This is a genomic window from Shewanella sp. 11B5 (assembly GCF_002836795.1).
GTDB lineage: Bacteria > Pseudomonadota > Gammaproteobacteria > Enterobacterales > Shewanellaceae > Shewanella > Shewanella frigidimarina.
Map to the genome: position 1 here is coordinate 1 of NZ_PJAP01000135.1, position 1,198 is coordinate 1,198.

At 42.2% G+C, this 1,198-nt stretch carries 1 protein-coding gene and 2 pseudogenes; 2 read left to right on the top strand and 1 reads right to left on the bottom strand.

Annotation, left to right across the window (positions count from 1 at the left end):
- A pseudogene (locus CXF78_RS01125) lies at positions 1–316 on the top strand (methyltransferase type 11); the annotation flags it as partial.
- A gap of 213 nt (positions 317–529) precedes the next feature.
- Here the strand turns inward: CXF78_RS01125 and rnhA are convergent.
- Complete coding sequence (gene rnhA / locus CXF78_RS01130) at positions 530–1,003, bottom strand: ribonuclease HI (protein ID WP_011637661.1); 474 nt, start codon at positions 1,001–1,003, stop codon at positions 530–532.
- A gap of 77 nt (positions 1,004–1,080) precedes the next feature.
- On the opposite strand from rnhA, the pseudogene CXF78_RS01135 reads away from it, so the two are divergent.
- Positions 1,081–1,198 (top strand): annotated as a pseudogene (locus tag CXF78_RS01135) (exonuclease domain-containing protein); the annotation flags it as partial.

The window sequence follows — 1,198 nt, forward strand, 5'->3', positions numbered from 1 at the left end:
ACTGGGATATAAAGTATTAGCAGATGAACGGTTAATGTACCATTCGTTATTAGGCCAACGCGGGGCCAGCACACCTAATCAACCGAGCAAACCTCAACAAGCACCATTGTGGCAAAAAAGTATCGCTAACTGGCTACCTAGTACCGGCAGTGTTTACTTAATTGTGGCTCGCAAAATGACGACTCCGCTTACACCGATTAAAGATAAGTCGAAGGTAAAAGCACCCAACTGGTCAACGGCGCCATCGGCTGGCCGTAACGGATTAACTCATACTCCGAGTATTGAGACCCAGACATTGAACAGTTCAAAACCGTAAAAATAACCTCCGCTCGGTTTAAGATATGAGGTCCGAAAGCCAACACCTGAATATTTGAATTATTTTCATATCAATATGCCATTTTGTACTAACAGGGCTGATTGACGAGTCAATATCTAGCTTATTGCAGGTCAGTGCAACCCTGTTAGCATGGCAAAGAACAGTTTGATAACTGTGATCATCCAGCGCGAAGGTTAAATAACTAAAACCGAATTATTCAGGATTATAACCAGTATCAACTTGTTGAGGTTTAGCTTCGGCTGCTTTGCGTGCCAATACGTCGCAACGTTCATTTTCAATATGGCCTGCATGGCCTTTTACCCAGTGCCAGTCAATCTTGTGTAATTGACTTACCGCATCTAGACGCTTCCATAAATCGACGTTTTTGACCGGTTGTTTAGTTGAGGTTATCCAGCCTTTTTTCTTCCAACCATGGATCCAAGTCATAATACCTTGGCGCATATACTGGCTATCGCTGGTTAAAATAATATTACAGGGTTCGTATAACGTTTCTAACGCGATAATTGGGGCTAAAAGTTCCATACGATTATTGGTTGTTAATGAGAATCCATCGGCGATTTCATGTTGCTGATGTTTATATTTCATTACCACGCCATAACCGCCAGGTCCTGGATTTCCTAAGCAAGAGCCATCAGTAAAAATATACAGCTGTTTGAGTTCGGCCATCAAGTTGTTACCATAGCGAAATATTCGCGCCAGTATACTCAATTTATACAAAGGCGAGGGCTGAATGAGTAAAAAATATGAACATTATTTCTAGTGCAAGTCGTCAAGTGATCCTCGATACCGAAACTACCGGTATGAACCAAGCGGGTGGACCTATTTATGTGGGCCATCGCATTATTGAAATTGGTTGTGTCG